Origin of the sequence: Citrobacter sp. 172116965, assembly GCF_013458095.1 — a bacterium.
Lineage (GTDB): Bacteria > Pseudomonadota > Gammaproteobacteria > Enterobacterales > Enterobacteriaceae > Citrobacter > Citrobacter braakii.
Window position 1 is genome coordinate 1,244,280 of sequence record NZ_CP046673.1, and the last position, 26,014, is coordinate 1,270,293.

Annotated in this window: 22 protein-coding genes, 1 other RNA gene and 1 pseudogene; 17 read left to right on the forward strand and 7 right to left on the reverse strand. The window is 53.0% G+C overall.

Annotated features, from left to right (window positions below; translation table 11 throughout):
• Positions 1-95 precede the first annotated feature (95 nt).
• Complete coding sequence (ampG, locus tag GPJ68_RS05900; RefSeq protein ID WP_104651303.1) at positions 96-1,571, reverse strand: muropeptide MFS transporter AmpG; 1,476 nt, start codon at positions 1,569-1,571, stop codon at positions 96-98.
• Between the two features lie 44 nt (positions 1,572-1,615).
• Positions 1,616-2,194 (reverse strand): lipoprotein, encoded by a 579-nt coding sequence (locus GPJ68_RS05905; RefSeq protein WP_016152050.1) that lies wholly within the window; start codon positions 2,192-2,194, stop codon positions 1,616-1,618.
• A 306-nt stretch (positions 2,195-2,500) separates the two neighbouring features.
• Between GPJ68_RS05905 and bolA the strand changes: the two genes are divergently transcribed.
• The 9 genes from bolA to fadM all read left to right on the forward strand — a co-directional run bounded on the left by bolA (position 2,501) and on the right by fadM (position 12,920).
• A complete protein-coding gene (gene bolA, locus GPJ68_RS05910; protein ID WP_016152051.1) occupies positions 2,501-2,818 on the forward strand; it encodes a transcriptional regulator BolA in 318 nt (105 codons plus the stop codon).
• Positions 2,819-3,162: 344 nt separating this feature from the next.
• A complete protein-coding gene (tig, locus tag GPJ68_RS05915) occupies positions 3,163-4,461 on the forward strand; it encodes a trigger factor (RefSeq protein ID WP_003021622.1) in 1,299 nt (432 codons plus the stop codon).
• A gap of 247 nt (positions 4,462-4,708) precedes the next feature.
• A complete protein-coding gene (clpP, locus tag GPJ68_RS05920) occupies positions 4,709-5,332 on the forward strand; it encodes an ATP-dependent Clp endopeptidase proteolytic subunit ClpP (RefSeq protein ID WP_003021624.1) in 624 nt (207 codons plus the stop codon).
• 126 nt (positions 5,333-5,458) lie between these two features.
• On the forward strand, positions 5,459-6,733 hold the full coding sequence (clpX, locus tag GPJ68_RS05925) for an ATP-dependent protease ATP-binding subunit ClpX (protein ID WP_003831013.1): 1,275 nt from the start codon (positions 5,459-5,461) through the stop codon (positions 6,731-6,733).
• Between the two features lie 184 nt (positions 6,734-6,917).
• The gene (gene lon, locus GPJ68_RS05930) at positions 6,918-9,272 is read left to right on the forward strand and encodes an endopeptidase La (RefSeq protein WP_016152052.1); all 2,355 of its coding nucleotides are present in this window, start codon (positions 6,918-6,920) and stop codon (positions 9,270-9,272) included.
• Between the two features lie 190 nt (positions 9,273-9,462).
• The gene (gene hupB / locus GPJ68_RS05935; protein WP_219352570.1) at positions 9,463-9,753 is read left to right on the forward strand and encodes a nucleoid-associated protein HU-beta; all 291 of its coding nucleotides are present in this window, start codon (positions 9,463-9,465) and stop codon (positions 9,751-9,753) included.
• A gap of 267 nt (positions 9,754-10,020) precedes the next feature.
• Complete coding sequence (gene ppiD, locus GPJ68_RS05940) at positions 10,021-11,895, forward strand: peptidylprolyl isomerase (protein ID WP_016152053.1); 1,875 nt, start codon at positions 10,021-10,023, stop codon at positions 11,893-11,895.
• Between the two features lie 146 nt (positions 11,896-12,041).
• On the forward strand, positions 12,042-12,416 hold the full coding sequence (locus GPJ68_RS05945; protein WP_104651304.1) for a helix-hairpin-helix domain-containing protein: 375 nt from the start codon (positions 12,042-12,044) through the stop codon (positions 12,414-12,416).
• Between the two features lie 105 nt (positions 12,417-12,521).
• A complete protein-coding gene (gene fadM, locus GPJ68_RS05950; protein WP_016152055.1) occupies positions 12,522-12,920 on the forward strand; it encodes a long-chain acyl-CoA thioesterase FadM in 399 nt (132 codons plus the stop codon).
• Between the two features lie 107 nt (positions 12,921-13,027).
• On the opposite strand, the gene queC is transcribed toward fadM, so the two are convergent.
• Positions 13,028-13,723, reverse strand: a complete 696-nt coding sequence (gene queC / locus GPJ68_RS05955) for a 7-cyano-7-deazaguanine synthase QueC (protein ID WP_003021638.1) — start codon at positions 13,721-13,723, stop codon at positions 13,028-13,030.
• A 64-nt stretch (positions 13,724-13,787) separates the two neighbouring features.
• Positions 13,788-15,488: an SgrR family transcriptional regulator gene (locus GPJ68_RS05960; RefSeq protein WP_047416878.1), complete on the reverse strand. Its 1,701-nt coding sequence runs from the start codon at positions 15,486-15,488 to the stop codon at positions 13,788-13,790.
• A gap of 217 nt (positions 15,489-15,705) precedes the next feature.
• Here GPJ68_RS05960 and cof point away from each other — a divergent pair, with 217 nt between their 5' ends.
• On the forward strand, positions 15,706-16,524 hold the full coding sequence (gene cof, locus GPJ68_RS05965) for an HMP-PP phosphatase (protein WP_094760925.1): 819 nt from the start codon (positions 15,706-15,708) through the stop codon (positions 16,522-16,524).
• A 49-nt stretch (positions 16,525-16,573) separates the two neighbouring features.
• Here cof and GPJ68_RS05970 read toward each other — a convergent pair whose 3' ends face one another.
• Complete coding sequence (locus GPJ68_RS05970) at positions 16,574-17,629, reverse strand: PLP-dependent cysteine synthase family protein (protein WP_094168793.1); 1,056 nt, start codon at positions 17,627-17,629, stop codon at positions 16,574-16,576.
• Positions 17,630-17,745: 116 nt separating this feature from the next.
• On the opposite strand from GPJ68_RS05970, the gene decR reads away from it, so the two are divergent.
• The 5 genes from decR to amtB all read left to right on the forward strand — a co-directional run bounded on the left by decR (position 17,746) and on the right by amtB (position 23,705).
• Complete coding sequence (decR, locus tag GPJ68_RS05975; RefSeq protein ID WP_016152059.1) at positions 17,746-18,204, forward strand: DNA-binding transcriptional regulator DecR; 459 nt, start codon at positions 17,746-17,748, stop codon at positions 18,202-18,204.
• Positions 18,205-18,248: 44 nt separating this feature from the next.
• A complete protein-coding gene (locus GPJ68_RS05980) occupies positions 18,249-20,021 on the forward strand; it encodes a SmdA family multidrug ABC transporter permease/ATP-binding protein (protein ID WP_180837174.1) in 1,773 nt (590 codons plus the stop codon).
• On the forward strand, positions 20,014-21,792 hold the full coding sequence (locus tag GPJ68_RS05985; protein ID WP_104651306.1) for a SmdB family multidrug efflux ABC transporter permease/ATP-binding protein: 1,779 nt from the start codon (positions 20,014-20,016) through the stop codon (positions 21,790-21,792). Before GPJ68_RS05980 ends, GPJ68_RS05985 begins: the two co-directional genes overlap by 8 nt.
• A 256-nt stretch (positions 21,793-22,048) precedes the next feature.
• A complete protein-coding gene (gene glnK / locus GPJ68_RS05990) occupies positions 22,049-22,387 on the forward strand; it encodes a P-II family nitrogen regulator (protein ID WP_003021657.1) in 339 nt (112 codons plus the stop codon).
• Between the two features lie 31 nt (positions 22,388-22,418).
• Positions 22,419-23,705 carry an ammonium transporter AmtB gene (gene amtB, locus GPJ68_RS05995; RefSeq protein WP_008783954.1) on the forward strand — a complete coding sequence of 429 codons (1,287 nt, stop codon included), beginning with the start codon at positions 22,419-22,421 and terminating at the stop codon, positions 23,703-23,705.
• Between the two features lie 49 nt (positions 23,706-23,754).
• Here amtB and tesB read toward each other — a convergent pair whose 3' ends face one another.
• On the reverse strand, positions 23,755-24,615 hold the full coding sequence (gene tesB / locus GPJ68_RS06000) for an acyl-CoA thioesterase II (protein WP_016152062.1): 861 nt from the start codon (positions 24,613-24,615) through the stop codon (positions 23,755-23,757).
• A gap of 212 nt (positions 24,616-24,827) precedes the next feature.
• On the opposite strand from tesB, the gene GPJ68_RS06005 reads away from it, so the two are divergent.
• The gene (locus tag GPJ68_RS06005; protein ID WP_104651308.1) at positions 24,828-25,397 is read left to right on the forward strand and encodes a YbaY family lipoprotein; all 570 of its coding nucleotides are present in this window, start codon (positions 24,828-24,830) and stop codon (positions 25,395-25,397) included.
• 31 nt (positions 25,398-25,428) lie between these two features.
• Here GPJ68_RS06005 and GPJ68_RS06010 read toward each other — a convergent pair.
• Positions 25,429-25,818, reverse strand: a pseudogene (locus GPJ68_RS06010) (MGMT family protein).
• An 84-nt stretch (positions 25,819-25,902) separates the two neighbouring features.
• Here GPJ68_RS06010 and ffs point away from each other — a divergent pair.
• An RNA gene (gene ffs, locus GPJ68_RS06015) (signal recognition particle sRNA small type) lies at positions 25,903-25,999 on the forward strand.
• The last annotated feature ends 15 nt before the right edge of the window (positions 26,000-26,014 follow it).

Sequence of the window (26,014 nt, forward strand, 5' to 3'; positions counted from 1 at the left end):
CGCACAAAATAACAAATAATATTTTTAGTAATTGTTGTTTATTTAGCCGTTATAATTACGCAGGGTGATTACAACGGCGATATTAATGTGGATTTTTACGCCAGGCGGGTTTTGCGCAGTGCCAGATAATCCAGCAATCCACCAAAAACGACCCCGCAGACCGCGACCACCACCGAGATTTCCAGCAGTTCCGGCAGGAAGGAGAAGTTGGTGTAATCCAGCGCGTTCATGGTTAATAGCAGCAGCCAAACCACCAGCAGACAGCAGCCCGCAACCAACGTCATTAATGCCAGGCTGTACGCGCTACGAAATTCCGTGCGCGGAATGAAGCTCTCATTTTGCCAGCTATGTTCCAGAGTCTGACGACAAACCAGCAGCAGTATGAGGCCGGGGATAGCGGCAAACACAGAGAACAAATAAAACGTTGGCCACCCGTGCGCTTCAACAAACCAACCTGCTACCGGGCCAACGTAAACGCGACCAACGGCGGAAAGCGCGGAGAGCAGAGCGAACTGGGTTGCTGAAAAGGACTTATTGCACAGCGTCATTAATAAGGCGACAAACGCTGCCGTACCCATGCCACCACACAGGTTTTCAAAGAAGACGGCGGCGGCCATACTGAACATGTGTTTGTCAGTGATGGACAATAACCAGTAGCCCGCATTCGACGCCCCCTGCAGGATGCCGAAAATCAGCAATGCGCGAAACAGCGAAAGGCGTTGCATCAGGATCCCGCCGTACAGCGCGCCAACGATGGTTGCCAGCAGTCCGAGCGTTTTATTCACCACGCCAACTTCACCCGCATCAAATCCGACGCCGCGGATTAAAAAGGTTGTAGTCAGGCTCATGGCAAAGGCATCCCCGAGCTTATACAGAACGATAAGCAGCAGAATTAGCCAGGCGTTGTTACGACCAAAGAAGTCGCGCAGCGGGGCCACAACCGCTTGCTCCAGCGTTTTGGGCACCGGAATGGCATCAGTCGGTTCGGGCGCTAGCAGGGTAGCGATGATGCAAGGTATCAGCAGCGCCGCCATCAGCCAGTACATTCCTTGCCAGCCCAGCCAGCGGTCGGCCATCCACAGAGCCAGCCCACCGGAAACCAGCATCCCTAAACGATAGCCCAGCACGCTGATAGCCGCGCCAGTGCCGCGTTCTTCGGCGGGTAGCACGTCGGTTTTCCATGCGTCAAAGACGATATCCTGCGATGCCGAGCAAAACGCGATCACCACCGCAAGCGCGGCCATCCAGCGTAGCTGCGTGCCAGGCTCCAGAAAGCCCATCACGGCGATAGAAATCAGTAACAGCACCTGAGTTGCCAACAGCCAGCCACGGCGTCGACCTAAAAACGGCGGCGTGTAGCGGTCCATTAGCGGAGACCAGAGGAACTTAAACACGTAGGCCTGGCCGACCAGAGAAAAGAAACCGATAGTTTTAAGATCGATATTCTCGACTGTCATCCATGCCTGAAGCGTACCCGAGGTCAGTGCGAGTGGTAAACCGGAGGCGAATCCCAGTATGAGCAGGATAGCTGAACGTGGTTGCTGAAAAATACGTAAGTAATGACTGGACATGGGCTTCTATAGGCCCGACGAACGCCGGGCCATATGGGCAGAAATTAACGAGCGTTCTGCTTGATGAAATCGTGAACGCTGGTGTCCTGAGACATATCAGCGATGGTATCGGTCAGCACGCTGTTAACGGCGTCAGCGATATTTTTGTTAGAGGCCTGCAGTGCGCCTTCAACAGAATAGCTTGCGCGGTAGTTTTTGGTCATCTTATTGCCGTTAGCAGCGGTCGCAATGATGGCGATGTCTGCCTTGGTGGCGATGTTATAGCGCACGCTACCCTGGGACACGTCTGCATACAGCTGGCTAACAATGATTTGCAGGTTAACAGCACCGTTTGGCCCAATCATATAACCGCGTGCGGTCATCTGTTTTTCCAGTACTTCTTGCAGCAGGAAGCGCAGATCGCGGGACGCGGTCAGGGTAACAAGCTGGTTGTCACGGGTAACTTTTGCCAGCGCCTGATCCTGACGCTGGTCGGCACCGTTGATGCTAACGGTCACACCCATCAGGCTCGGGTCCTGCTGTGGCAGGGTAATTTTCGGGGAAACTTCAATAGTGGTCGGCGGCGTTGCGCATCCAGCTAACATAAACAGCGCGACAAACGGGACGAGGATTTTTTTAAACATGCCAGGGCTCTCAGCGAATCTAAATTGTATGGTTGGAGAAAATTCCCGCCATCATAACATCGCCAACGATGAGGGGAAGTGGGTAACGCATGTAAATTCATTGTGTTGTCAGTTTTATGTCTTTGTGGAGACCATAAACGGACTTTTTGCAATAAATCGAAGTGAGGATTTAGTGAACTTCATCCATTTGGCTGAGAAAATCAGACAAACGCTAATTTTTTGTTGCTAAGGTGTAATGAAAGCGGTAAAAGCGGCTAGTATTTAAAGGGATGGGTGACATCTCAGCGTTGTCGGAGGAAAAACTTCATGATGATTCGTGAGCAAATAGAAGAAAAATTAAGGGCAGCGTTCCAACCCGTGTTCCTCGAAGTTGTGGATGAAAGCTATCGTCACAATGTCCCGGCAGGTTCTGAAAGCCACTTTAAGGTTGTGCTGGTTAGCGATCGCTTTACAGGTGAGCGTTTTCTGAATCGTCATCGGATGATTTACAGCACCTTAACGGTGGAGCTTTCCACAACCGTTCATGCACTTGCCCTGCATACCTACACCATTAAGGAGTGGGAAGCGTTGCAGGATACGATTTTTGCATCGCCTCCGTGTCGTGGGGCGGGAAGCATCGCGTAAAAACGGATTTGCAACAACCGACGCTTTTCCAGTATGTTGCTACAGATTATGTGAAAACGGCCTGCGGGCCGTTTTGTTTTGTCTGAATTCTGGGGCAGTCGTACAGTATTCAGACAAAAATTAGCCGGGAATTGTGAAAAAAGCCGCAGCAACGCGCGATAACCGTTCTCGACTCATAAAAGTGATGCCGCTATAATGCGCGTCTTATTTTTCGGAATGTCTTCGGGATGATTCTGACGACAGGGAATGTGATTGCTTATGAGAACATCCCAGTTCCGCGAAGCCAACAACCTGTGCTTGCGGAGAAGAGTTGACCGAGCACTGTGATTTTTTGAGGTAACAAGATGCAAGTTTCAGTTGAAACCACTCAAGGCCTTGGCCGCCGTGTAACGATTACTATCGCTGCTGACAGCATCGAGACCGCTGTGAAAAGCGAGCTGGTCAACGTAGCGAAGAAAGTGCGTATTGACGGTTTCCGCAAAGGAAAAGTACCGATGAATGTTGTTGCTCAGCGTTATGGCGCGTCTGTTCGCCAGGACGTTCTGGGCGACCTGATGAGCCGCAACTTCGTTGACGCGATCATCAAAGAAAAAATCAATCCGGCTGGCGCACCGAACTACGTTCCGGGCGAATACAAACTGGGTGAAGATTTTACTTACGCGGTAGAGTTCGAAGTTTACCCGGAAGTTGAGCTGACTGGCCTGGAAGCAATCGAAGTTGAAAAACCGGTTGTTGAAGTCACCGACGCTGACGTTGACGTGATGCTGGACACCCTGCGTAAACAGCAGGCTACCTGGAAAGACAAAGACGGCGCTGCTGATGCAGAAGACCGTGTAACCATCGACTTCACCGGCTCTGTAGACGGCGAAGAGTTCGAAGGCGGCAAAGCGTCTGACTTCGTACTGGCGATGGGCCAGGGTCGTATGATCCCAGGCTTTGAAGAAGGCGTTAAAGGCCACAAAGCTGGCGAAGAGTTCACTATTGATGTGACCTTCCCGGAAGAGTACCACGCTGAAAACCTGAAAGGTAAAGCCGCTAAGTTCGTTATCAACCTGAAGAAAGTTGAAGAGCGCGAACTGCCGGAACTGACTGAAGAATTCATCAAACGTTTCGGCGTTGAAGATGGTTCCGTAGCGGGTCTGCGCGCTGAAGTACGTAAAAACATGGAACGCGAGCTGAAAGGCGCTGTGCGTAACCGCGTTAAATCTCAGGCGATCGAAGGTCTGGTAAAAGCTAACGACATCGACGTTCCGGCTGCTCTGATCGACAGCGAAATCGACGTTCTGCGTCGTCAGGCTGCACAGCGTTTTGGCGGCAACGAAAAACAAGCTCTGGAACTGCCGCGTGAACTGTTCGAAGAACAGGCTAAGCGTCGCGTAGTTGTAGGTCTGCTGCTGGGCGAAGTGATTCGTACCAACGAGCTGAAAGCTGACGAAGATCGCGTTAAAGGCCTGATCGAAGAGATGGCTTCTGCTTACGAAGATCCGAAAGAAGTTGTTGAGTTCTACAGCAAAAATAAAGAGCTGATGGACAACATGCGTAACGTCGCTCTGGAAGAGCAGGCTGTTGAAGCTGTTCTGGCGAAAGCGAAAGTGACCGAAAAAGCCACTTCCTTCAACGAGCTGATGAACCAGCAGGCGTAATTCGTCGCTTATTTAGCACGAATTTCGTACGCAAGCCCGTCACCTTTTGGTGGCGGGTTTTTTTTTGTCACGGATTTTGCATGGGAAGAGTGCGAAAACAGCGTTTCAGTGTTAGCGTTACAACAAAAGATTGTTATGCTTGAATTATGGCGATGTCGTACCCATTACAGAGGGACTAGCTGATAATCCGTCCATAAGGTTACAATCAGCACAGCAGGTTTTTTCAAATTTTATCCAGGAGACGGAAATGTCATACAGCGGCGAACGAGATAACTTTGCACCCCATATGGCGCTGGTGCCGATGGTCATTGAACAGACCTCACGTGGTGAGCGCTCTTTTGATATCTATTCTCGTCTACTTAAGGAACGCGTCATTTTTCTGACCGGCCAGGTCGAAGACCATATGGCTAACCTGATCGTGGCGCAGATGCTGTTCCTGGAAGCAGAAAACCCAGAAAAAGATATCTACCTGTACATCAACTCCCCTGGTGGAGTGATCACTGCCGGGATGTCTATCTATGACACCATGCAGTTTATTAAGCCGGACGTCAGCACCATTTGTATGGGCCAGGCGGCCTCAATGGGCGCGTTCCTGCTGACTGCCGGGGCGAAAGGTAAACGTTTTTGCCTGCCTAACTCTCGCGTCATGATCCACCAGCCTCTGGGCGGTTACCAGGGCCAGGCAACGGATATTGAAATTCATGCCCGTGAAATCCTGAAGGTAAAAGGGCGCATGAACGAACTTATGGCGCATCATACGGGTCAATCTCTTGAGCAGATTGAACGTGATACCGAGCGCGATCGCTTCCTCTCCGCTTCTGAAGCGGTAGAGTACGGTCTGGTCGACTCGATTTTGACCCATCGTAATTAATGCCCAGCGCGCAGGTGTACCGCTATAATTACCTGGAGCGGCACAACGCTGACTAGCGTCTTGCGCCTGAGAATGGCATTTGCGTCGTCGTGTGCGGCACAAAGAACAAAGAAGAGGTTTTGACCCATGACAGATAAACGCAAAGATGGCTCGGGCAAATTGTTGTACTGCTCTTTTTGCGGCAAAAGCCAGCATGAAGTGCGTAAGCTGATTGCCGGACCATCCGTGTATATCTGCGACGAATGTGTTGATTTATGTAACGACATCATTCGCGAAGAGATTAAGGAAGTAGCACCGCACCGTGAACGCAGTGCGCTGCCGACGCCGCATGAAATTCGCAACCACCTGGACGATTACGTTATCGGTCAGGAGCAGGCGAAGAAAGTGCTGGCGGTCGCGGTATACAACCATTACAAACGTCTGCGCAACGGCGACACCAGCAATGGCGTCGAGTTGGGCAAAAGTAACATCCTGCTGATTGGCCCGACGGGTTCCGGTAAAACGCTGCTGGCTGAAACGCTGGCACGCCTGCTGGACGTTCCGTTCACTATGGCCGATGCCACCACGCTGACCGAAGCTGGTTATGTGGGTGAAGATGTTGAAAATATTATTCAGAAACTACTGCAGAAGTGCGATTACGACGTGCAGAAAGCACAGCGCGGGATCGTCTATATCGATGAAATCGACAAGATTTCTCGTAAGTCTGACAACCCGTCCATTACCCGTGACGTTTCCGGCGAAGGCGTACAGCAGGCGCTGTTGAAACTGATCGAAGGTACGGTTGCTGCCGTTCCACCGCAGGGGGGGCGTAAACATCCTCAGCAGGAATTCCTGCAGGTTGATACCTCCAAGATCCTGTTTATCTGCGGCGGTGCCTTTGCCGGTCTGGATAAAGTCATTGCTAACCGTGTTGAAACGGGCTCCGGCATTGGTTTTGGCGCAACGGTAAAAGCGCAGTCTGATAAAGCCAGTGAAGGTGAACTGCTGTCGCAGGTGGAGCCGGAAGATCTGATCAAATTTGGTCTGATCCCTGAGTTCATCGGGCGTCTGCCGGTTGTAGCGACGCTGAGCGAACTGAGTGAAGAAGCGCTGATCCAGATCCTGAAAGAGCCGAAAAACGCCCTGACCAAGCAGTACCAGGCTCTGTTCAATCTTGAAGGTGTTGATCTGGAATTCCGTGAGGAAGCGCTGGATGCGATCGCCAAAAAAGCGATGGCACGTAAAACCGGTGCTCGTGGTCTGCGTTCTATCGTCGAAGCCGCACTGCTTGACACTATGTACGATCTGCCTTCTATGGAAGACGTCGAAAAAGTGGTGATCGATGAGTCGGTGATTGGCGGCCAGAGCAAGCCATTGCTGATTTACGGTAAGCCGGAAGCGCAGCAGGCATCTGGCGAATAATTCATCAATTCATACAGACATTTAATTAATAAGGGGGGATTTTATCTCCCCTTTTATTTTTCCGTAAACATGGCGTTGAATGTGTGGGAAACATCCCCATATACTGACATACATGTTAAAGGTGGTGTGGAGCACAGTCGTACCACCTGATTACCTGGCGGAAACTAAACTAAGAGAGAGCTCTATGAATCCTGAGCGTTCTGAACGCATTGAAATCCCCGTATTGCCGTTGCGCGATGTGGTGGTTTATCCGCACATGGTCATACCCTTATTTGTAGGGCGGGAAAAATCTATCCGTTGTCTGGAAGCGGCTATGGACCATGATAAAAAAATCATGCTGGTTGCCCAGAAAGAAGCGTCAACGGATGAGCCGGGTGTAAACGATCTTTTCACCGTCGGGACCGTGGCCTCTATTTTGCAGATGCTGAAACTGCCTGACGGCACCGTAAAAGTGCTGGTTGAGGGGTTACAGCGCGCGCGTATTTCAGCGCTGTCTGACAACGGCGAGCACTTCTCTGCGAAAGCGGAGTACCTTGACTCGCCTGCTATTGATGAGCGCGAACAGGAAGTGCTGGTGCGTACCGCTATCAGCCAGTTCGAAGGCTATATCAAGCTGAACAAGAAAATCCCGCCCGAAGTGCTGACGTCGCTGAACAGCATTGACGATCCTGCACGTCTGGCGGACACCATCGCTGCGCACATGCCGCTGAAGCTTGCTGACAAGCAGTCCGTACTGGAGATGTCAGACGTTAACGAACGTCTGGAATATCTGATGGCGATGATGGAGTCTGAAATCGATCTGCTGCAGGTTGAGAAACGCATTCGCAACCGCGTGAAAAAGCAGATGGAAAAATCCCAGCGTGAGTACTATCTGAACGAGCAGATGAAAGCCATTCAGAAAGAGCTCGGCGAGATGGACGATGCGCCGGACGAAAACGAAGCGTTGAAGCGTAAAATCGACGCGGCGAAAATGCCGAAAGAGGCAAAAGAGAAAGCGGAAGCAGAACTGCAGAAGCTGAAAATGATGTCTCCGATGTCAGCGGAAGCGACCGTAGTCCGTGGCTACATCGACTGGATGGTTCAGGTGCCGTGGAATGCGCGTAGCAAGGTCAAAAAAGATCTGCGTCAGGCTCAGGAAATCCTCGATACTGACCATTACGGTCTGGAACGTGTCAAAGACCGTATTCTTGAGTATCTCGCGGTTCAAAGCCGTGTGAATAAAATCAAGGGGCCGATCCTGTGCCTGGTTGGGCCGCCGGGGGTAGGTAAAACTTCTCTGGGACAGTCCATCGCTAAAGCAACCGGACGTAAATACATCCGTATGGCGCTGGGTGGCGTGCGTGATGAAGCTGAAATTCGCGGTCACCGCCGGACCTATATTGGTTCGATGCCGGGTAAACTGATCCAGAAAATGGCTAAAGTGGGCGTTAAAAACCCGCTGTTCCTGCTTGATGAGATCGACAAAATGTCTTCCGACATGCGTGGCGATCCGGCTTCCGCACTGCTTGAGGTGCTGGATCCAGAGCAGAACGTGGCGTTCAGCGATCATTACCTGGAAGTGGACTACGATCTCAGCGACGTGATGTTCGTTGCGACCTCTAACTCCATGAATATTCCCGCACCGTTGCTGGATCGTATGGAAGTGATCCGTCTGTCCGGGTATACCGAAGACGAGAAGCTGAACATTGCTAAACGTCACCTGTTGCCGAAACAGATTGAGCGTAACGCGCTGAAAAAAGGCGAGCTGACGGTCGACGATAGCGCCATTGTGGGCATTATTCGTTATTACACCCGTGAAGCTGGCGTGCGTAGTCTGGAGCGCGAAATTTCCAAACTGTGCCGTAAAGCGGTGAAACAGCTGCTGCTCGACAAGTCGCTGAAACATATTGAGATCAATGGCGACAACCTGCACGACTACCTGGGCGTACAGCGCTTTGACTATGGCCGCGCGGACAACGAAAACCGCGTAGGTCAGGTAACCGGTCTGGCATGGACGGAAGTGGGCGGCGATCTGCTGACCATCGAAACCGCTTGCGTACCGGGTAAAGGTAAGCTGACCTACACCGGTTCTCTGGGTGAAGTCATGCAGGAATCCATTCAGGCTGCGCTGACCGTGGTGCGCGCGCGTGCGGAAAAACTGGGTATTAATCCGGACTTTTACGAAAAACGCGACATCCACGTTCACGTACCTGAAGGGGCGACGCCGAAAGACGGTCCAAGTGCGGGTATTGCCATGTGTACCGCGCTGGTTTCTTGTCTGACCGGTAACCCGGTTCGCGCCGACGTGGCGATGACCGGCGAGATCACCCTGCGTGGCCAGGTTCTGCCTATTGGTGGTTTGAAAGAAAAACTGCTGGCAGCACACCGTGGTGGTATTAAAACGGTCTTAATTCCAGACGAAAACAAACGCGACCTGGAAGAGATTCCGGACAACGTAATTGCCGATCTGGACATCCATCCGGTGAAACGCATTGAGGAGGTTCTGACGCTCGCGTTGCAAAATGAGCCCTCCGGAATGCAGGTTGTGACCGCAAAATAGTGACCTCGCGCAAAGAGCACTAATAAAAACAGGGCTGGCAGGCCATTTCGGACTTGCCAGCCTTTTTTTGTATAGCTAATTTAGATGACGGATTGGGCTTGCCATCATTAACGGGTGTTGTAAGGGCATGGCAGGCCTGATATAACTGCTGCGCGTTCGCACTTTGAAGGATTCAGGTGCGATATAAATTATAAAGAGGAAGAGAAGAGTGAATAAATCTCAACTGATCGACAAAATTGCTGCAGGGGCTGATATCTCCAAAGCTGCGGCTGGACGTGCGTTAGATGCAATTATTGCTTCTGTTACTGAATCTCTGAAAGAAGGTGATGACGTAGCGCTGGTAGGTTTTGGTACTTTTGCCGTTAAAGAGCGTGCTGCCCGTACTGGTCGCAACCCGCAAACAGGTAAAGAGATCACCATCGCCGCGGCTAAAGTACCGGGCTTCCGTGCAGGTAAAGCACTGAAAGACGCGGTAAACTAAGTGATTTCCCCTTTGGGGATGTGACGAAGTACAAGGGCGCATCGACTGATGTGCCTTTTTTATTTGTAATTCCGGTACTTTCTACGCGTTGTGGGCTGACAATTGCCCCTGTTTCTTGTCACAATAGGCCTTTGTACGCAGCGTTCAGGAAACGCTATGCTGCGTGAAGCATATATACTCAAAATCCTTGCCGCCGCTGTTGTGACAACGCGCAGGCGGCTTGAGAGATAACGCGTATAGTCATCTACAGCGGAGTGTGGTTACACCATGATGGACAGCTTACGCACGGCTGCTAACAGTCTCGTGCTCAAGATTATTTTCGGTATCATTATCGTGTCGTTCATTTTGACCGGCGTGAGTGGTTACCTGATTGGCGGGGGCAATAACTTCGCCGCCAAAGTGAATGGCCAGGAGATTAGCCGCGGGCAGTTCGAGAATGCGTTCAACAGCGAACGTAACCGCATGCAGCAACAGCTGGGCGATCAATACTCCGAGCTGGCTGCGAACGAAGGCTACATGAAAACGCTGCGTCAGCAGGTGCTGAATCGTCTTATTGACGAAGCGCTGCTGGATCAGTACTCCCGCGAGCTTAATCTCAACATCAGCGACGATCAGGTTAAACAGGCTATTTTCGCCACGCCTGCGTTCCAGGTGGACGGTAAATTTGATAACAATCGCTACAACGCGATTGTTAATCAGATGGGAATGACCGCAGACCAGTACGCTCAGGCATTACGTAATCAGCTTACTACCCAGCAACTGATTAACGGCGTTGCCGGTACGGACTTCATGCTGAAAGGCGAAACGGACGAGCTGGCGGCGCTGGTCGCACAGCAGCGTATCGTTCGCGAGGCGACAATTGACGTTAACGCACTGGCCGCGAAGCAGTCTGTTACCGAGCAGGAAGTTGCCAGCTACTACGAGCAGAATAAAAACAACTTTATGACGCCGGAACAGTTCCGCGTGAGCTACATCAAGCTGGATGCTGCTGCTATGCAGGAGACGGCCAGCGATGCTGATATTCAGGCATATTATGACCAGCATCAGGATCAGTTCACTCAGCCGCAGCGTAACCGCTACAGCATCATTCAGACCAAAACGGAAGATGAAGCCAAAGCGGTACTGGACGAGCTGAACAAAGGCGGTGATTTCGCTGCGCTGGCAAAAGAAAAATCTGCTGACATCATCTCTGCCCGTAAAGGCGGCGATATGGGATGGCTGGAAGATTCCACCACCCCGGATGAGCTGAAGAATGCCGGTCTGAAAGAGAAAGGCCAACTGTCAGGTGTGATTAAGTCTTCCGTTGGTTTCCTCGTTGCGCGTCTTGACGACGTGCAGCCTGCGCAGGTTAAACCGCTGAGCGAAGCCCGCGACGACATTGCGGCGAAAGTGAAGCAGGAAAAAGCGCTGGATGCCTACTATGCGCTGCAGCAGAAAGTGAGCGATGCCGCCAGCAACGATAACGAATCCCTGGCGGGTGCGGAGCAGGCGGCGGGTATGAAAGCGGTTGAAACGGGCTGGTTTAGCCGTGATAGCCTGCCGGAAGAGCTGAACTTCAAACCGGTCGCTGACATCATTTTCAATGGTGGTTTGGTTGGTGAGAACGGTACGCCTGGCAGTAACTCCGACATCATCACCGTGGATGGCGATCGCGCGTTTGTACTGCGTATTGCAGAGCACAAAGCTGAAGCCGTTAAACCACTGGCTGAAGTGAAAGATCAGGTAACTGCGCTTGTTAAGCACAATAAAGCAGAGCAGCAGGCGAAGCTTGATGCCGATAAACTGCTGGCGGATCTGAAAGCTGGTAAGGGCGATGAAGCCATGAAAGCGGCGGGTCTGAGCTTTGGCGAAGCGAAAACGCTGAGCCGTACGGGTCAGGATCCGCTGAGTCAGGCGGCCTTTGGCCTGAGCCTGCCGGCGAAAGACAAACCGAGCTACGGCGTGGCGAACGACATGCAGGGTAACGTTGTACTGCTGGCGCTGGACGAGGTGAAAGCCGGTTCTATGCCTGAAGAGCAGAAGAAAGCGATGGTTCAGGGGATTACCCAGAACAATGCGCAGATTGTCTTTGAAGCGCTGATGAGCAACCTGCGTAAAGCCGCAAAAATTAAAGTCGGTGACGCGCTGGAACAGCAGCAATAACCGAGGCTACTCGCAAAAAATTGCAAAAAGTTGTATCAACCAAAGGCCGCTTTCGCGGCCTTTTCCATTTCTGATATTTGCCGTTTGTCTGCCGTTCTGCACCTCGCTATCGTGATTCCACTGTTAACAAACAAGGAGAAAACAGTATGAAACATGGAATCAAAGCCCTGCTTATTACCCTTTCATTGACCTGCGCCGGTATGGCTCAAAGCGCACTGGCTGCAGAGCCAGTCGCCAAAAGCCAGGCGACTCAAGTCAAAGCGGATGCTACGGGGGGAGCACAAAGCAAAGCCACGCAACCGGCTAAAGCGAGCGATGATGAAGGCACCAGGGTAAGCATCAACAGCGCTTCTGCGGAGGATTTAGCGCGAGTCATGAATGGCGTAGGTCTGAAGAAAGCGCAGGCGATTGTCAGCTATCGTGAGGAGTACGGGCCGTTTAAAACGGTGGAGGACTTAAAGCAGGTACCGGGCATGGGGAGTTCGCTGGTAGAGCGCAATCTGGCAGTTTTAACACTTTAATAACTTGCAGAGTGCTGAAAGTTTGCCAGACTGTAGAGGTCATACCAGTTATGACCTCTTACCCTGAAGTGTGTTCCTATAAAAACAACGTAAGGCTCCTGCGCTATGCAAACACAAATCAAAGTTCGTGGTTTTCATCTTGATGTCTATCAGCACGTTAACAATGCTCGCTATCTTGAGTTTCTGGAAGAAGCCCGCTGGGATGGCCTGGAAAACAGTGACAGCTTTCAGTGGATGACCGCACACAACATCGCTTTTGTGGTCGTGAATATTAACATTAACTACCGCCGCCCTGCGGTGCTGAGCGACCTGCTGACCATTACCAGTCAGGTGCAACAGTTAAATGGCAAAAGCGGTGTGTTGAACCAGACTATCACCCTGGAGCCGGAAGGACAGGTGGTGGCAGACGCGTTGATTACCTTCGTCTGTATTGATTTGAAAACGCAAAAGGCGCTACCGCTGGAAGGGGAGTTGCGCGAAAAACTGGAGCAGATGGTGAAGTGATGGAAGGAAGCCTGACGGCGCTTCGCTTATCAGGCTTACGGGCGATATTGACCATGGTGAATGTCGAAAGCCGGATAAGGTGCGTGCACCGCCATCCGGCAAAACGATCACTTTAGTCCTGTTTTCTGCTTCATTGCCGCCATCACTGCCGGTTTATCTGCCAGATAATGGTTCAGGCCGTTGGCGCGCAGATTACAGGCCGCGCAGTGACCGCAACCGTCACCTTTGATGCCGTTATAGCAGGTCAGCGTTTCTTCGCGTACCAGGTCCAGCTTGCCCCAGTAATCGGCCAGTGCCCAGGTTTCGGCTTTATCGATCCACATCAGCGGGGTTTCAAAGCGGATATCTTTCGCCATTCCCAGGCTTACGGCATGGTTCAGGGCTTTGACGAACTCATCGCGGCAGTCCGGATATCCAGAGAAATCCGTTTCACAAACGCCGGTAATGACTGCCTCCGCCTGCACCTGATACGCGTAAATCGCCGCCAGCGTTAAAAACAGAATATTGCGTCCTGGCACAAAGGTATTGGGAATGCCGTTCGCATCCGGTTCGTAATCGGGTACCGGAATGTTATCGCGGGTCAGGCTGCTGACGGCCAGTTCGCTGAGCAGCGTTACATCAAGTACCTTGTGCGCACGCGCGCCAAGTTTTAAGGCCAGGTCACGTGCGACATCAATCTCAGCGCGATGGCGCTGACCATAATCAAAGGTCACGCAGTGCACTTCATCATACTGATGCAGCGCTTGCGCCAGACAGGTTGTGGAGTCCTGACCCCCACTGAATACAACAACGGCACGTTTCATGGTTTTTCCTGACAAATAACGAAACCCTTATGGTAGCGCCTGGGCGTGTCGCCGACCAGCTTCTTCACGCCGACGGGGGCGGTAGCCAGGCTTCGGTAAATTCAAACCAGCCGCGAGGATTCAGGCGTACGCCGTTCACGCCCGGCGGAGCGCTAATACGATAGTGATAATTGAACAGCGGTGTCAGGGTCGCGTCATGCATCAGCGAGGCGAAAACGTGTTGTAAAGCCGCATGACGATCGTCCTCATCGGCCTGGATTTGCAGGGCATCCAGGGTGGTTTGCAGATGAGTATATGCCGGCGAGCTCAATACATGTGACCAGAGCTGATCGCAACGCAGCCACTGTTCGAGGGTATATTCAGGCGCTTCGCCAATCAGCCTGTCGCCCATCATCAGGTCGGCCTGGGCTAAAGGATGGTCGCCATCCCAGTTTTTAGCATTATGAAAAATAAGCGTTAATTCACAGCCGAGTAGCGCCAGCGCCTGGCGAAGCTGTTCAGCCATGGCGTGCAATTCTACCGGCAGGTGATAGGCCAGCGTAAGTTTTTCCGGTAGCGGCACGTCGTCCAGTTCATCCCATTGGGGGATCGTCCATCCCGGCAGCAGCGCATTGCTTGGCGTGATCAGGTTTTCATCCACGTCAAGCGTTTGTAGCAGGGAAGAGCGGTGGATAATATTGACCAGGCGACGGGCCTGCTGCGTATTCAGCCGCGCGCTTTTTCTGAGCGTGAGATAGCAGAAACCGAGGCTGATCCCGCTGCTTACCTGGCTTAGCATGGGAAGCTCTTCGGGTTTACCAATTGCAATTTGAACCGGATGGCGACAGCTGGTGCCCAAATCCTGGGAGAAAAGCTGCGGGGTTATCCAGTATTCAATGGCTTTTAGTAGCGGATGACTCAGGTGGTAGTGATCGTGACTCTCGATACGCACCAGGTCTGGGGTAAACAGCGTCAACCGGAACGGACCGGTACCAACAAACGGGAGTTCGGGATGTGCCAGGTGACTGCTGTAGCTTGCCAGACGATGCGCCAGCCAGAAGTCGGGGCGATGCAAAATAAAGGTTAGACACTGGGGATGCGTCACCTCAATGCGCTTTACGCTGATAAACAGCTTGTTTAACGCGGGTAGCTCTAACAGCTTCAGCAACTGTTGATGTAGCTGTGTGCTGCTGACCGCATCGCCGTTATGCCAGTACAGGGTGGAGCGAATATAGAAATCCCAGCGCTGGCCGTCGGCGGAGATATTCCAGTGGTGGGCTAAATCTCCGCAGGGGCGTTGCGTAATACTGTCGAACCGGGTCAGGCCCGAGAATATTTGTCCGGCGAGGTGTTGCTCTGCGCGGCCAGGGAGAAATCCAGGGTGCAAAGGGTCGAGCTGGCGGTAATAGGGGATGCGCAGGGTTGGCGTGTCGTTTTGCCACTGACCGCCCATAAACGGCTGGAGCAGCGTTCTTAATTCTCCCGGCGCCAGCTGAGCCAGCTCCAGTACGCTAAGTTGCTCCCCCTTTTGCAGCGCTTGTTCCATCATAATGCTGCGTAGCGAATCTGGCGTCACCAAAAAGCGCAGCTGCCCGCGTTTCCCACGCCCCGACTGGGCGTGCCACTCCAGCCAGCCAGCATCCTGCGCTTGCTTCAGCAGGGTACGCACGTGGCGCTCGCTGCAAAAACAGCGTTCTGCCAGCTCCCCGACGGTCACCGACTGCGGTTCTCCCGCCGACGGCTGCCACAGGCGTTGGTACTGATTCAGGCGATTCAACAATCTCATATACACGTCATCCTTCAAGCTGCCTCTTTGTTGGCGGCGTTAATTCACCCCAGTCACTGCATGCTCCTGGACGTTCATTCACTTGCCGCCTGGATGCAACTTGAATGATTTTGTGTAATAAACCCGGAACAATTCATTTTATCTATTCACTATTACTTCCGTATATCTCAGGTGATACTGAATCACAAGTTAACCGCGTCACAGTGTGGAGAAAGAAATGGCTCGTCTGGCTGCATTTGATATGGATGGCACCCTTTTGATGCCGAATCACCATTTAGGTGACGAAACGCTTTCAACGCTGGCGCGCCTGCGTGAACGCGAGATCACCCTGACATTTGCCACCGGCCGCCATGTGCTGGAGATGCGCCATATTTTGGGTTCTATCTCACTGGACGCCTTTTTGATCACGGGTAACGGCACGCGCATTCACTCTGTTGAGGGCGATGTATTGCACCGTCAGGATCTGGATCCGATTGTGGCGGATATCGTGTTACATCAGAAGTGGGATACTACAGCCAGCATGCATGTCTTTAATGACAACGGTTGGTTCACCGGACAAGAGATCCCATCGCTGCTACAGGCGCATGTGTATAGCGGATTTCGCTACCAGATCGTCGATGTGAAACGTATCCCGGCTCATCAGGTAACGAAAGTCTGTTTCTGTGGGGATCATGACTCCCTGATCCAATTACGCATTCAACTGAATGAGGCGCTGGGTGAGCAGGCAAATCTCTGTTTTTCCGCGGTTGATTGCCTTGAGGTGCTGCCGGTGGGCTGTAACAAAGGATCGGCGCTGGCGGTACTAAGCGACCACTTAGGTTATTCAATGGCCGAATGTATGGCATTTGGCGATGCCATGAACGATCGCGAAATGTTAGGCAGCGTTGGGCGCGGCCTGATTATGGGCAACGCGATGCCACAACTGATTGCTGAACTGCCGCATTTGTCGGTGATTGGGCATTGCCGCAATCAGGCGGTGTCACACTTTTTGACGCATTGGCTGGACAATCCGCATCTACCTTATTCCCCCGAATGAGAGATCCCTTCCAGCAAGCCAGACTTCGCGTCTGGCTTTTTTTATCCCATTAATGGGTGTTCAGAAGCCGGGTGAGTTCCGCTTTCCACGGCGTTAAATCACCGATGTGCGTGTCGATCCACTGCGGGTTGTAGTAGGTTTCAAGATAGCGTTCGCCGCTGTCGCACAGCAGCGTGACCAGTGAACCGCTTTCTCCTGCATCGCGCATACGGGCGGCAAGTTGCAGCGTTCCCCACATGTTGGTGCCAGTTGAAGCGCCGACTTTGCGGCCCAACTGCGTTTCCAGCCAGTGTGCGGTGGCCACGCTTGCGGCATCCGGTACGCGCAGCATTTCATCGACTACGTCAGGAATGAAGGAGGGTTCGACACGTGGGCGGCCGATGCCTTCGATTTTGCTTCCTACCGGGCTGCGTAACGTTGCATCGCGATCCTGCCAGAAGGGCAGAAAGACTGAGTTTTCCGGATCCACCACCATCAGGCGGGTGTCGTAGCCCTGACAGCGAATATAGCGGCCAATGGTTGCAGAGGTGCCGCCGGTTCCGGCGCTCATCACAATATGGCGGGGGACGGGGTTGGGCTCGCACTGCATCTGACGGAAGATGCTGTCAGCAATATTGTTATTGCCACGCCAGTCGGTAGCGCGCTCAGCATAAGTGAACTGGTCCATGTAATGACCGTTCAGCTCACGCGCCAGCTGTTCAGAAGCCGCATAGATTTCACAGGCGCTTTCCACGAAATGACAGCGACCACCGTAAAACTCTATCTGTTCAATTTTACGCTTCGCCGTACAGGAAGGCATGACGGCAATAAACGGCAGCCCTAACAGTCGGGCGAAATAAGCCTCAGAGACCGCCGTTGAACCGGACGATGATTCAATGATGGTGGTACCTTCTTTAATCCAGCCATTGCACAATCCGTACAGAAACAGTGAACGCGCCAGACGATGCTTCAGGCTCCCGGTGGGATGCGTGCTCTCATCTTTTAAATAGATCTGAATGCCCGGGAACGCCGGTAGCGACAGACGAATGAGATGCGTATCCGCAGAACGCTGATAATCCGCGTTGATTTCATTGATGGCGTTTTTAACCCAGGAGCTATTCATAATTAATAGATATCCATTTGTCATTTTGTGCCAAGAATAGCGAAAAGCACGGAAAAAATTGTTGCCATTTAGCCTTTAAAATAGAATGTAAGGAGAAAATTCTTCTCTGTGGAGTGGATATGTTAGACAAAATTGACCGTAAGCTGCTTAGCTTACTGCAACAGGACTGCACCCTTTCTTTGCAGGCGTTAGCAGATGCCGTTAATCTGACTACCACCCCCTGCTGGAAACGCCTCAAACGGCTTGAGGATGACGGTATCCTGCTGGGTAGAGTCGCCCTGTTAGATCCAGAAAAACTGGGGCTGGGGCTGACCGCGTTTGTGCTGATTAAGACTCAGCATCACAGCAGTGAATGGTATTGCCGCTTTGTCACCGAAGTCACCGGTATGCCGGAGGTTCTGGGGTTCTGGCGTATGGCAGGGGAATATGATTACCTGATGCGAGTGCAGGTCGCCGATATGAAAAGCTACGATGAATTTTATAAGCGCCTGGTGAACAGCGTACCGGGCCTGTCTGACGTCACCTCCAGCTTTGCGATGGAACAGATTAAATACACAACTGCGCTCCCTATTGAATAACTCTCCCGGCGCTTATTGCCGGAAATCTTGTCAGGACATAACGCGTGCGATTATTTGCTCAATTAAGCTGGTACTTCCGCCGGGAGTGGCGTCGCTACCTCGGGGCGGTGGCCCTGCTTATCATCATCGCTATCCTTCAGCTTATTCCGCCGAAAGTGGTCGGGATCATTGTGGATGGCGTGACGACTCAACGCTTCACCACCGAGCGACTGCTGATGTGGGTGGGAACAATTGCCCTGATTGCAGTGGTGGTTTATTTGCTGCGCTATGTCTGGCGCGTGCTGCTGTTTGGCGCATCCTACCAACTAGCGGTTGAGCTGCGGGAAGATTATTACCGTCAGTTGAGTCGCCAGCATCCAGAATTTTATCTGCGTCACCGCACGGGCGATCTGATGGCGCGTGCGACCAACGATGTCGATCGCGTCGTATTTGCCGCCGGAGAAGGCGTGCTGACGCTGGTAGATTCGCTGGTAATGGGATGTGCGGTGCTGATCGTGATGTCAACGCAGATAAGCTGGCAGTTGACGTTAATTGCGCTGCTGCCGATGCCGGTGATGGCGTTGATGATCAAACGTTACGGCGATCGACTGCATAACCGCTTTAAGCTGGCGCAGGCGGCGTTTTCCAGTCTCAACGACCGTACTCAGGAAAGCCTGACCAGTATTCGCATGATCAAGGCCTTCGGTCTGGAGGATCGGCAATCGGCATTATTTGCCGCCGATGCCGAAGATACCGGTAAGAAAAACCTGCGCGTGGCGCGCATTGACGCCCGCTTTGAGCCCACGATTTATATCGCCATTGGCATGGCTAACCTACTGGCGATTGCTGGGGGAAGCTGGATGGTGGTGCACGGCTCGCTGACGCTCGGCCAGCTCACCAGCTTTATGATGTATCTCGGTTTGATGATTTGGCCGATGCTGGCGCTGGCATGGATGTTTAACATCGTCGAACGTGGCAGCGCGGCGTACAGCCGTATTCGCGCCATGCTGTCTGAAGCGCCGGTGGTGGATGACGGCACTGAACCGGTACCGGAAGGGCGTGGAGAGCTGGCGGTGGCGATTCGTGAATTTTGCTACCCGCAAACGGCACATCCGGCGCTGGAAAATGTGAACTTCCAGCTTAAACCTGGGCAGATGTTGGGTATTTGTGGGCCTACCGGCGCGGGGAAAAGTACGGTGCTGTCGCTGATTCAGCGTCATTTTGATATCACCCACGGCGATGTGCGCTTTCATGATATCCCCTTAACGCGATTACAACTGGATAGCTGGCGCAGCCGGCTGGCAGTTGTCAGCCAGACGCCATTCCTGTTTTCGGATACCGTTGGCAATAACATCGCGTTAGGACGCCCTCAGGCCACGCAGGAAGAGATCGAGTATGTGGCACGCCTTGCCAGCGTTCATGAGGATATTTTACGTCTTCCGCAGGGCTACGACACCGAAGTGGGCGAACGTGGGGTGATGCTGTCTGGTGGGCAAAAACAGCGTATTTCTATCGCTCGAGCGCTACTCCTGAACGCTGAAATCCTGATTCTGGATGATGCGCTGTCGGCGGTGGATGGTCGTACCGAGCATCAGATCCTGCATAACCTGCGCCAGTGGGGCGAAGGCAGAACCGTCATTATTAGCGCCCACCGTTTATCGGCCCTGACGGAAGCCAGCGAGATTATCGTGATGCAGCATGGGCATATTGCCCAGCGCGGCGAGCATGATGCGTTAGTGCAGCAGCCTGGCTGGTATCGCGATATGTACCGCTATCAGCAACTGGAAGCGGCGCTGACTGATGCACCAGAGATAAACGAGGAGGCGGCTAATGCGTAGTTTTGGGCAATTATGGCCGACCCTGAAAAGATTGCTGGCGTATGGCTCTCCATGGCGAAAACAGCTGGCTATTGCGGTAGTCATGCTGTGGGTGGCGGCTGCGGCGGAAGTCAGCGGTCCGCTGCTGATTAGCTATTTTATCGATAACATGGTGGCGAAGAATAATCTGCCGCTGGCGATGGTCGCCGGGCTGGTTGCGGCATATATCGGTCTACAACTGCTGGCGGCTGGCCTGCATTACGCGCAGTCATTGCTGTTTAACCAGGCGGCAGTTGGCGTAGTACAACAGTTGCGCACCGACGTAATGGACGCTGCGCTGCGCCAGCCGCTCAGCGCCTTTGATACTCAACCTGTCGGGCAGCTAATCTCCCGCGTGACCAACGACACTGAAGTTATTCGCGACCTGTACGTGACGGTGGTAGCAACGGTCCTGCGCAGCGCGGCATTAATTGGCGCCATGCTGGTAGCGATGTTCAGCCTTGAGTGGCGCATGGCGTTAGTGGCGATGGCCATTTTCCCGGCCGTGCTGGTGGTGATGGTGATTTATCAACGCTACAGCACCCCGATTGTGCGCCGGGTTCGCGCTTATCTGGCGGATATTAACGATGGCTTTAACGAAGTCATCAACGGCATGAGTGTTATCCAGCAGTTCCGCCAGCAGGCGCGATTTGGCGAGAGAATGGGCGAAGCAAGCCGCTCGCACTATATGGCGCGTATGCAGACCCTGCGACTGGATGGTTTTTTGTTGCGCCCGCTGCTTAGCCTTTTCTCTGCGCTGATCCTCTGCGGATTGCTGATGCTGTTCAGTTTTACCTCTGGCAGCGCGATCGAGGTTGGCGTGCTGTACGCGTTTATCAGCTACCTCGGCCGTTTGAACGAACCGCTGATCGAGTTGACTACTCAGCAATCAATGTTGCAGCAGGCGGTTGTCGCCGGTGAACGAGTGTTCGAACTGATGGATGGGCCACGTCAGCGCTATGGTGAAGATGAGCGACCGCTGAAGAGCGGGGACATTGAGGTGGATAACGTTTCATTTGCCTATCGCGACGACAATCTGGTGCTGCAAAATATCAGTTTGTCCGTGCCTTCGCGCAGCTTTGTGGCTTTGGTCGGACACACCGGCAGTGGTAAAAGCACGCTCGCCAGCCTGCTGATGGGTTACTACCCGCTGACGCAGGGGGAAATCTGCCTTGATGGACGGCCGCTATCTTCACTAAGCCACGGTGCGTTACGTCAGGGCATCGCCATGGTGCAGCAGGATCCGGTGGTGATGGCAGATACCTTCCTGGCGAACGTCACGCTGGGCCGCGATATCTCAGAAGAGCGGGTATGGCAGGCGCTGGAGACCGTGCAACTGGCAGAACTGGCGCGAGGTCTGAGCGAGGGGATTCATACCCGGCTGGGCGAGCAGGGCAATAATCTCTCCGTTGGTCAAAAACAGCTGCTGGCGTTGGCGCGGGTGTTGGTTGAAACGCCACAGGTGTTGATCCTCGACGAAGCCACGGCCAGTATTGACTCCGGTACTGAACAGGCCATTCAGCAAGCTCTGGCGGCGGTACGTGAACACACCACGCTGGTGGTGATTGCACATCGGTTATCGACGATTGTCGATGCTGACACCATTCTGGTGCTGCATCGCGGTCAGGCGGTTGAGCGTGGTACGCACCAGCAATTACTGGCGGCGCAAGGCCGTTACTGGCAGATGTATCAGCTGCAGCTGGCGGGTGAAGAGTTAGCCGCCAGCACGCAAGACGATTCTGTTATCGCCTGATGGCGCGGCGCTTATCCGGTCTGGGGCCAGCACGGTCTCGTAGGCCGGATAAGGCGTTTACGCTGCCATCCGGCAATCAACAATCTGGTGCAAAAATGTAACGCACTATGCACCGTTATAGTGCGTTTTTTCTTTTTCTCTCCCGGAAGTACCCTGAGAACCTGAATCATCCCGCCTTTTTCATTTCTGGCACATCCCTTGCAATATTCCTCTCGTGTATCTGCAGCCACTACTGAATTCTGACTGGAGGGGATCTATGAAGCTGGTTACCGTGGTAATCAAACCGTTCAAACTGGAAGACGTCCGTGAAGCATTGTCGTCTATTGGTATTCAGGGGCTGACCGTCACCGAAGTGAAGGGGTTTGGCCGACAGAAAGGTCATGCTGAGCTGTACCGTGGGGCTGAATATAGCGTCAATTTTCTGCCGAAGGTGAAGATTGATGTGGCGATTGCCGACGACCAACTGGATGGCGTGATTGATGTCATCAGTAAGGCGGCATACACCGGAAAAATTGGCGACGGCAAAATCTTCGTCGCCGAGCTGCAACGTGTGATTCGTATTCGTACCGGCGAAGCCGACGAAGCCGCACTGTAACGTCTGGCACACAGTGATAGGAAACCAAAAAATGAAGATAGCAACGATGAAAACAGGTATTGCTTCACTGGCGCTGCTGCCGGGACTGGCGATGGCGGCACCGGCGGTTGCGGATAAAGCGGATAACGCTTTTATGATGATCTGTACCGCGCTGGTGCTGTTTATGACCATCCCTGGCATTGCGCTGTTCTACGGCGGTTTGATTCGCGGTAAGAACGTGCTGTCGATGCTGACTCAGGTTACGGTGACATTTGCTCTGGTTTGTATTTTATGGGTGGTTTATGGCTACTCACTGGCCTTTGGCGAAGGAAATAATTTCTTCGGCAACTTCAACTGGGTATTGCTGAAGAATATTGCGCTGACGGCAGTAACGGGGAGCTTCTACCAGTACATTCACGTTGCTTTTCAGGGCTCGTTCGCCTGCATCACCGTTGGGCTAATCGTCGGTGCGCTGGCTGAACGTATTCGCTTCTCCGCGGTGCTGATTTTTGTGGTGGTATGGTTAACGCTGTCGTACATCCCCATTGCCCATATGGTCTGGGGCGGCGGCTTGCTGGCTTCCCACGGCGCGCTGGATTTTGCCGGCGGAACGGTTGTGCACATCAACGCGGCGATTGCCGGTCTGGTAGGCGCGTATCTGATTGGCAAACGTGTCGGTTTTGGCAAAGAAGCTTTTAAACCGCATAACCTGCCGATGGTCTTCACCGGTACCGCTATTCTCTACATTGGTTGGTTTGGCTTTAACGCTGGTTCAGCGGGTACGGCAAATGAAATCGCCGCACTGGCCTTCGTCAATACCGTGGTCGCCACCGCTGCAGCCATCCTCGGATGGATCTTCGGTGAATGGGCGCTGCGTGGTAAACCGTCTCTGCTGGGCGCCTGCTCTGGTGCCATTGCGGGTCTGGTGGGCGTAACACCTGCATGTGGCTACATCGGTGTCGGCGGCGCGCTGATAATCGGTGTCGTTGCGGGTTTGGCAGGCCTGTGGGGCGTGACCATGCTGAAGCGTTTTCTGCGTGTGGACGATCCGTGTGACGTGTTTGGCGTTCACGGCGTGTGCGGCATTGTCGGCTGTATCCTGACCGGAGTTTTCGCTGCCAGCTCTTTGGGAGGCGTGGGCTTTGCCGAGGGCGTGACCATGGGGCATCAGCTGCTGGTGCAACTGGAAAGCGTGGCGATCACCATCGTCTGGTCTGGCGTGGTGGCTTTCATTGGCTATAAGCTGGCGGATATGACGGTTGGTTTGCGCGTACCGGAAGAGCAGGAGCGCGAAGGTCTGGATGTAAACAGTCACGGCGAGAACGCTTACAACGCCTGATTCTCAATTTGCCGGATGGCAACGCTTTTGCGCCACCATCCGGTAATTCTCAATTGCGATTACGCATTACCCCTTCCTGTACGGTAGAAGCGACCAGCACACCATCCTGGGTATAAAACTCTCCGCGTACAAAGCCCCGGGCACCGGATGCCGAAGTACTCTCGACGTTATACAGCAGCCATTCATTGATATTAAACGGACGGTGGAACCACATGGAATGGTCAATGGTGGCGATCTGAATCCCTTTTTCCAGGAAGCCAATCCCGTACGGTTGCAGCGCAACAGGCAGGAAGTTCAGGTCTGAGGCATAACCCAGCAGATACTGATGGACGCGCAGATCGTCCTGCAGCACGCCGTTAGCTCGGATCCATACCTGGCGCGTCGGAGGTGCGACGTGACCTTTAAGGGGGTTATGAAACTCGACAGGGCGTACTTCCAACGGACGATCGTTGATAAATTTTTCTTTCAACAGCGGCGGCAGCAAATGCGCCACCGAGCGGGCAATTTCCGTTTCTGATTTCAGCTCATCGGGACCCGGCGCATCCGGCATGGTTTTCTGATGTTCAAATCCGTCTTCCGGTGCCTGAAAAGAGGCAGTCATGTAAAAAATGGGTTTACCATTCTGGATCGCGGCAACGCGGCGCGCGCTGAAGCTGTTACCATCACGCAGGACTTCCACATCATAGATGATGGGCTTTTGGCTATCGCCGGGGCGTAAAAAGTAGCTGTGAAAAGAGTGTACCAGACGCTCTTCCGGTACGGTTTCTTTTGCGGCATATAGCGCCTGACCGACAACCTGTCCCCCAAAAACCTGACGTAACCCTAAGTCTTCACTTTGGCCCCGAAAGAGTCCTTCTTCAATTTTTTCTAGATTTAACAATGTCAGCAAATTTTTCAGTGCCAGACTCATACGTGCTCTCCAGGTGATATCGATGTCGCAGCGAGGTAGGCAGAGTATAACGCAATTTTAAAAGTGGTCCGATGGGTGCAATTGTCTGAATTACTGGCCTATTACAGGCAAAAATAGCTGTCTTGTGCCACACTTAGTCACGTTATGTTTTTGTTAACCACTCTTCTGGCGAGGAAAGTTCTCGCTGGTGCATAGATGATAAGGAGAATTTAATGAAACTCGTGCACATGGTAAGTGGTTTAGCGGTTGCAGTCGCTCTGGCGGCCTGTGCCGATAAAAGCGCTGATATTCAGACACCTGCGCCAAGCCCTAATACGTCAATTTCTGACACACAGTCTAAAATTCAGCAGCCAAATGTCTCCGGTACAGTATGGATCCGTCAGAAAGTGGCCTTGCCACCCGATGCGGTGCTAACCGTTACGCTGTCAGATGCTTCACTGGCCGATGCGCCGTCAAAAGTGCTGTCGCAAAAAGCGGTTCGTACTGAAGGTAAACAAGCGCCATTCAGCTTTGTATTACCGTTTAACCCGGCAGATATTCAACCTAACGCCCGTATTCTGCTGAGTGCGGCTATTACGGTAAATGATAAACTGGTCTTTATTACTGATACCGTTCAGACGGTCATCAATCAGGGTGGGACTAAAGCCGACCTGACGTTGGTCCCGGTACAGCAAACAGCAGTACCGGTTCAGGCGAGCGGTGGGGCTACTTCCACGGTTCCGTCTACTTCACCAACCCAGGTGAATCCGTCATCTGCGGTTCCGGCTCCCACGCAGTACTAAGGTCGTTGTAACCCTCTCCGCCTGGAGAGGGTTAGTACACCCAGCGATAGCGCTGTAAATCGATCTGTCCGCTTCCTGAAACCACTATTCCTTCTGCCAGCAACGCCTGACGTTGTCGTTGCAGGTCGGGACCCGTCAGCGAAATGGCTCCGTGGCGATTGACCACCCGATGCCAGGGCAGGGTACTGCCTTCGGGGAGACGCTTAAGCACGCCGCCTACCTGACGCGCAGCGCGCGGCGATCCCGCAAGCCGGGCAACATCGCCATACGTGGTAACGAAACCTTCGGGGATTGAAGCGACGATTTGCCAGACGCGTTGGGGGAAAGAGTCTTGTATATCCATCATTTATTCCTGCGCTAATCCTCCAGCATAATGCCGAATGGCGAAGGAGTGAAGCCGCATTGCACAAGAAAACAGCATCCGATGCTGGATGGGTTGCAATTACAGGGTGCAGCAGTGATAATGCGCCTGCGCGTTGGTTAACAACGCTCTCAATGGGGGCTCTGTTGGTTCTCCCGCAACACTACTCTGTTTACCAGGTCAGGTCCGGAAGGAAGCAGCCAAGGCAGATGACGTGTGTGCCGGGATGTAGCTGGCAGGGCCCCCACCCAATTCT

Excerpts from the sequence above, each read along its gene's own strand:
- bolA (WP_016152051.1), top strand. The coding sequence starts at position 2,501 with ATGATGATTCGTGAGCAAATAGAAGAAAAATTAAGGGCAGCGTTCCAA.
- fadM (WP_016152055.1), top strand. The coding sequence starts at position 12,522 with ATGCAAACACAAATCAAAGTTCGTGGTTTTCATCTTGATGTCTATCAG.
- lon (WP_016152052.1), top strand. The coding sequence starts at position 6,918 with ATGAATCCTGAGCGTTCTGAACGCATTGAAATCCCCGTATTGCCGTTG.
- amtB (WP_008783954.1), top strand. The coding sequence starts at position 22,419 with ATGAAGATAGCAACGATGAAAACAGGTATTGCTTCACTGGCGCTGCTG.
- ampG (WP_104651303.1), bottom strand. The coding sequence starts at position 1,571 with ATGTCCAGTCATTACTTACGTATTTTTCAGCAACCACGTTCAGCTATC.
- glnK (WP_003021657.1), top strand. The coding sequence starts at position 22,049 with ATGAAGCTGGTTACCGTGGTAATCAAACCGTTCAAACTGGAAGACGTC.
- tig (WP_003021622.1), top strand. The coding sequence starts at position 3,163 with ATGCAAGTTTCAGTTGAAACCACTCAAGGCCTTGGCCGCCGTGTAACG.
- decR (WP_016152059.1), top strand. The coding sequence starts at position 17,746 with ATGTTAGACAAAATTGACCGTAAGCTGCTTAGCTTACTGCAACAGGAC.
- GPJ68_RS06005 (WP_104651308.1), top strand. The coding sequence starts at position 24,828 with ATGAAACTCGTGCACATGGTAAGTGGTTTAGCGGTTGCAGTCGCTCTG.
- clpX (WP_003831013.1), top strand. The coding sequence starts at position 5,459 with ATGACAGATAAACGCAAAGATGGCTCGGGCAAATTGTTGTACTGCTCT.
- queC (WP_003021638.1), bottom strand. The coding sequence starts at position 13,723 with ATGAAACGTGCCGTTGTTGTATTCAGTGGGGGTCAGGACTCCACAACC.
- cof (WP_094760925.1), top strand. The coding sequence starts at position 15,706 with ATGGCTCGTCTGGCTGCATTTGATATGGATGGCACCCTTTTGATGCCG.
- clpP (WP_003021624.1), top strand. The coding sequence starts at position 4,709 with ATGTCATACAGCGGCGAACGAGATAACTTTGCACCCCATATGGCGCTG.
- GPJ68_RS05960 (WP_047416878.1), bottom strand. The coding sequence starts at position 15,488 with ATGAGATTGTTGAATCGCCTGAATCAGTACCAACGCCTGTGGCAGCCG.
- GPJ68_RS05985 (WP_104651306.1), top strand. The coding sequence starts at position 20,014 with ATGCGTAGTTTTGGGCAATTATGGCCGACCCTGAAAAGATTGCTGGCG.
- tesB (WP_016152062.1), bottom strand. The coding sequence starts at position 24,615 with ATGAGTCTGGCACTGAAAAATTTGCTGACATTGTTAAATCTAGAAAAA.
- ppiD (WP_016152053.1), top strand. The coding sequence starts at position 10,021 with ATGATGGACAGCTTACGCACGGCTGCTAACAGTCTCGTGCTCAAGATT.
- GPJ68_RS05945 (WP_104651304.1), top strand. The coding sequence starts at position 12,042 with ATGAAACATGGAATCAAAGCCCTGCTTATTACCCTTTCATTGACCTGC.
- GPJ68_RS05905 (WP_016152050.1), bottom strand. The coding sequence starts at position 2,194 with ATGTTTAAAAAAATCCTCGTCCCGTTTGTCGCGCTGTTTATGTTAGCT.